The sequence below is a fragment of the Actinophytocola sp. genome (assembly GCF_050699915.1).
Lineage (GTDB): Bacteria > Actinomycetota > Actinomycetes > Mycobacteriales > Pseudonocardiaceae > Actinophytocola.
Genome location: NZ_JBOHGA010000336.1, coordinates 1 through 4,881, shown reverse-complemented (window position 1 = coordinate 4,881; position 4,881 = coordinate 1). Strand labels below are relative to the sequence as shown.

Sequence of the window (4,881 nt, the reverse complement as noted above, 5' to 3'; positions counted from 1 at the left end):
CCCGACAGCTCTCAGTCGACGCAGGGCTGCTGGCCCGCCGGCAGCGAGCCGCGCGACGCTCCCGCCCCGGGGTCGGCCGTGGCCGCGTGGTCGGGGCCGAACACGTCCTCGACGTGTGCGCGCACCGCCGCCGGGTTCACCAGCAACACCGCGCCGGCGTTCGGGACGAGGTGGGTCTCGTCGGCGACCGGGATCGTCTCGAACCGCAGCGCGTCGAGCCGCAGGGCTTGCAGCTGCTCGGCCAGGCCCACGATGTCCCAGCCCGGGTCGGGCGTGACGTGGTGGCGCACGATCGCCAGCAGCGCGGCGAGGCCGTTCGGATCGTCGCGCACCGCGGTCGCCACCGCCCGCAGGAACGCCTGCTGGCGCACGATTCGGTCGAGGTCGCCGTCGTCGAGGTTGGTGCGCTGGCGCACGAACGCGAGGGCCGCCTTCCCCGAGAGCACCTGCGGCCCGGCCGGGAACGACGCGCCGGAGCGGGGGTCGCGGCTCGGCTGGCGCAGGCACACGCGCACGCCGCCGACGGCCGAGGCCAGTCCGCCGAAGCCCGCCATCTCGACGAGCGCGTAGTGGTCGGGGCGCACCCCGGTCAACGTGTGCACGGTCGCCAGCAGCGGGTCGATGCCGTGTAGGGGGTACACCTGCCCCAGCCGTTCCCTGCCGCGGTCGGGTACCTCCACCCACGAGTCCCGCGGCAGCGACAGGACGTTCGCGGAGCCGTCGGCGTCGAGGTGGGCGAGCATGATCGCGTCGGCGTTCTCGGACTCGTCCAGGCCGACGAGCAGGACGTTCTGGTCCTTCGCGGGCGCCTCACCGGCCGAGGGAGCGCCGCTGTTCGACGCCTTCGGCAGCACGACCGCGCCGACCGCCACCACGACGACCACGACGACGGCGCTCGCCGCGGCGAGCAGGCCCATGCGCGGTCGGCGTGGGCGGCCGGCCCGTCGAAGCTCGGCCAGCACGGTGCGCGAGTCGACGGCCCGGTCGGCCTCCGCGGCGAAGGCGTCCCGGATGAGCTGTTCGGTGTTGTCGGCGTTCACGACAGGGCCTCCTGCACGGGCTGGTGGGTGGCACGCAGGGTCGCGAGCGCGCGGGAGATGTGGCTGCGCACCGTGCCGACCGCGCAGCCGAGCACCTCGGCGATCTCCTGGTCGGTGCAGTCCTCGTAGTAGCGCAGCAGGATCGCGGCGCGCTGCTTGCGTGGCAGGGCGGCGATCCTGCCTCGCATCGCGTCGCGCTCGGCGTAGCCGGTGGCCGGATCGGCGACCGGCGTGCCCAGCGCGTCGAGCGTGCCGTGGGTGGAGGAGATCGTGCGGGCCGCGCGCCGACGGCGCCAGGACAGGTACTCGTTGGTGATCATGCGTCGGACGTAGGCGTCGGGTGCGTGCATGCCCTCGATGCGAGACCAGCGAGGTTGGGCGCGCAGCAAGACGTCTTGCACGATGTCCTGGGCGAGGTGGGGGTCGCAGGTCAGCGCCGTGGCAAAGCGCAGGAGACGATCGAGCCGACCGGCCACGAACGTCTCGAAGCGGTCGCGCACCGTCGCTCCCTTCTGCTGGGGGACTCGGGTGACACTAGAACGCCGCGACAGTGGCCATTTGTTGAGTCCGGCGGCGGATTTCTTCGTTGTCCACAGGGGCCGGTGGTGGGTGGCAGGGACTGTCAGCGACGGGTGCGTGCGCGCCTGCCACGAGATCATCGAAAGCCTGGCGCAGCAGAAGGCGAACGCCGCCGTGCCGATGGACGACCCGGTCATGGCCACGATCGCGCAGGTGCAGCAGCTCGCCCATCAGGGGCAGAAGGAACAGGCCATCGCCGCGTACGAGCAGCTGTGGACGCAGGTCGAGCGTCTGCTGCAGGCAAGCCCAGGAGCACCTGCCCGAGGACGGCTACGGGCGCCTGGTGCGAGCCCGGATCGACGCGCTCACCGCGGAGGTGAACGGACGGCAGACGCTGCTCTAGTCCTCAATGGACACGATGGACACACTGGACACAGCGACGCCCCCGCCGAAACCGGCGGGGGCGTCGCCATGAGAACAGCTCAGCTGGGGAACTCGCCCACCTGGTCGGCGGGCGGCGCCTGGATGTCCACCGGCTCGCCCCAGTTCGAGTAGTCCACCTGAACCTGCACCGGAACGGTCTTGCCCGAGGTCGGGTCCGCGGTCGGCATCTCGATCGCCATCCGGACCGGGAGGCCCTCCTCGTCGACCCACAGCTCGACCGGGAAGTCCTTCAGGCCCGACTTGATCGCCTCCTGCATGGCGTTCTTCAACGTCGGGTCCTGCTGGTTCTCCGCCAGCTTCTGCACGTCGACCGTGATCTTGTAGTGCGTGGTCTGCTGACCGTTCAGCTCCTCCTGTGCCGACGACTCGATCGTGCCGGCCTCCTGGAACTGCTCCAGCGCCTGGCGCGGGTCGGCGTTCTGGCGCATCTGCTCGGTCAGGCTGCCGAGCACCTGCGCCATCGGGTTGCTCTTGTCCTTCGAGTCGATCTTGAGCCACGGCTTGGCGCCCGGCGACAGCTCCGCCGGCAGCTTCATGTACAGCACGCCGTCGAGCAGGACGAGCGACATCGTGCCCATCGAGCCGGTGTCCATGTCCATCTTGATCGACGGGTTGTCGCCGCCGACCTTGATGTCGCCCTCGCCCTTGACCTCCACGCCGCCGGCGCCACCGGTGAACACCATGTGCGCGGTGCTCGACTCCGCGGTCCGGTCGCCGACCTGCTTCGCCAGCGCGACCAGGTTGTTCGCGGCCTCGCTACCGCCGCTGCCGTCACCCTGTGCCGTGCCGCCCTCTTCCGCGCACGCGGCCAGCGAAACGGCCAGTGCGAGCGCCGACAACGCTGCTGCGATCTTGCGCATCCCTGCTCCCCTCGGATCAACTCATACGCACGAATAGCGTAGTGGTCCGTCAGTCACCGTACTCGTCGAGCCGGGCACGGGAGGCCAGAAGGCGCCGAAGGGACTCGAGTCTGCCCGAAGAGGCATTTCCTTCCGCCACCACGACATCGAGCATGCAGTCCGGATCCACCGGCGGACCCAGGTGTCCGCAGCCGGACGGGCACTCCTCCGCCGGCTCCACGAACTCCTCGAACGCCGCGACGATGTCGCCCGGCTCCACGTGCGCCAGCCCGAACGACCGGATGCCCGGCGTGTCGACCACCCAGCCGCCACCGGGCAGCGGCAGCGCGACCGCGGTCGTCGACGTGTGCCGGCCCTTGCCGACGGCGCTGACGATTCCGGTGGCACGCATGGCATCCGGCACGAGCTTGTTGACCAAAGTGGACTTTCCGACACCGGAATGCCCCACCAGTGCGGAAACCTGGTTGGCCAGCCGCTCCCGCGCCTCATCCGGCGGCCGGTCGCTGCGGGTCACCAGGAAGGACACGTCGAGCTCCGCGTACGCGGCGACCACCTCGTCCGGGCTCGCCAGATCCGACTTCGTCAGGCACACCACCGGATGCAGCCCGCCCGCGAACGCGGCGACCAGGCAGCGGTCGATGAAACCCGTGCGGGGCGGGGGATCCGCGAGCGAGCAGACGATCAGCAGCTGCTGCGCGTTCGCCACCACGACCCGCTCGTAGGGGTCGTTGTCGTCGGCCGTGCGACGCAGCACCGAGGACCGGTCGGCCACCCGCACGACCCGGGCCAGCGTGTCCGGCCGGCCGGAGGTGTCGCCGACGAGGTCGACGAGGTCACCCACGACGATCGGGGTCCGGCCCAGCTCACGGGCCCGCATCGCGATTACCTGCTGGTCCGGTTTGGCATCCAGCGCACACGTCCAGCGGCCGCGGTCGACCCCGACGACCATCGCCGCGCGGGCGTCGGCGTGCTCGGGTCGGCGCTTGGTCCGCGGCCGGGTGCCCCTTCCCGGCCGCACCCGGACATCGGACTCGTCCAGGCGCTGCCAGTCGGACCGCCGGCTCACGCGGCGCGGCCGCTCAGCATCGCCTGCCACATGGCCGGGAAGTCGGGCAGTGTCTTGGCCGTCGTGGCGATGTCGTCAACCTCGACACCGGGAACCGCGAGGCCGACGATCGCGCCCGCGGTGGCCATCCGGTGGTCCGCGTACGCGTGCCAGGTGCCGCCGTGCAGCGCGGCCGGGCGGATCTCCAGCCCGTCCTCGGTCTCCCGCGCGTCGCCGCCCAGCCCGTTGATCTCGGCGACCAGCGCCGCGAGCCGGTCGGTCTCGTGGCCGCGCAGGTGCGCGATGCCGCGCAGCACCGACGGGCTCTCCGCGAGTGCGGCGAGCGCGGCCACCGTCGGCGTCAGCTCGCCGACGTCGCGCAGGTCTATGTCCACACCGGACAGTCGGGTCGGACCGGTGACCGTGAGCCCGGCCGGGTCGCGGATCACCTCGCAGCCCATTCGCGCCGCGATGTCGCCGATCGCGTCGCCCGGTTGGGTGGTGTCGGCCGGCCAGCCGGGCACGGTGACGCTGCCGCCGGTGACGGCGGCCGCGGCCAGGAACGGCGTCGCGTTGGACAGGTCGGGCTCGATCCGCCAGTCCGGCGCGGCGACCGGCCCGGGCTCGACCCGCCAGCGGTTGGGCTCGCCGTCGTCCACGGTGACGCCCGCCTCGCGCAGCATGTGCACGGTCATCTCGATGTGCGGCATCGAGGGGACCGGCTTGCCGTCGTGCAGGACTGTCAGACCCTGGTCGTAGCCCGCACCGGCGAGCAGCAGGCCGGACACGAACTGGGACGACGCAGACGCGTCGATCGTGACCGCGCCGCCGGGCAGGCTGCCCTTGCCGTGCAGCGTGAACGGCAGCGCGTCGCCGTCGATCGTGGCGCCGAGCGCGCGCAGCGCGTCGAGCACGGTGCTCATCGGCCGCTCGCGGGCCCGCGGGTCGCCGTCGAAGCGGATCTCGCCAGCAG

Annotated in this window: 6 protein-coding genes; all 6 read right to left on the bottom strand. The window is 71.9% G+C overall.

The genetic code is table 11. From position 1 onward, the window contains the following. Nucleotides 1-11: 11 nt before the first annotated feature. Nucleotides 12-1,040, bottom strand: coding sequence for an LCP family protein (locus tag ACRDSK_RS31875; RefSeq protein WP_431445115.1), 1,029 nt, complete (start codon nt 1,038-1,040; stop codon nt 12-14). Beyond that, on the bottom strand, nt 1,037-1,540 hold the full coding sequence (locus ACRDSK_RS31870) for a SigE family RNA polymerase sigma factor (protein ID WP_431445114.1): 504 nt from the start codon (nt 1,538-1,540) through the stop codon (nt 1,037-1,039). The genes ACRDSK_RS31875 and ACRDSK_RS31870 overlap by 4 nt, the downstream gene beginning before the upstream one ends. A 34-nt stretch (nt 1,541-1,574) precedes the next feature. Beyond that, a complete protein-coding gene (locus ACRDSK_RS31865; RefSeq protein ID WP_431445113.1) occupies nt 1,575-1,790 on the bottom strand; it encodes a hypothetical protein in 216 nt (71 codons plus the stop codon). Nucleotides 1,791-2,041: 251 nt separating this feature from the next. Continuing rightward, nucleotides 2,042-2,863: a hypothetical protein gene (locus tag ACRDSK_RS31860; RefSeq protein WP_431445112.1), complete on the bottom strand. Its 822-nt coding sequence runs from the start codon at nt 2,861-2,863 to the stop codon at nt 2,042-2,044. A gap of 49 nt (nt 2,864-2,912) precedes the next feature. Continuing rightward, the gene (rsgA, locus tag ACRDSK_RS31855; protein WP_431445111.1) at nt 2,913-3,929 is read right to left on the bottom strand and encodes a ribosome small subunit-dependent GTPase A; all 1,017 of its coding nucleotides are present in this window, start codon (nt 3,927-3,929) and stop codon (nt 2,913-2,915) included. Beyond that, nucleotides 3,926-4,881 (bottom strand): 3-phosphoshikimate 1-carboxyvinyltransferase (gene aroA, locus ACRDSK_RS31850; protein WP_431445110.1); only part of this gene is annotated, 956 nt, incomplete at its 5' end. The genes rsgA and aroA, both read right to left, overlap by 4 nt.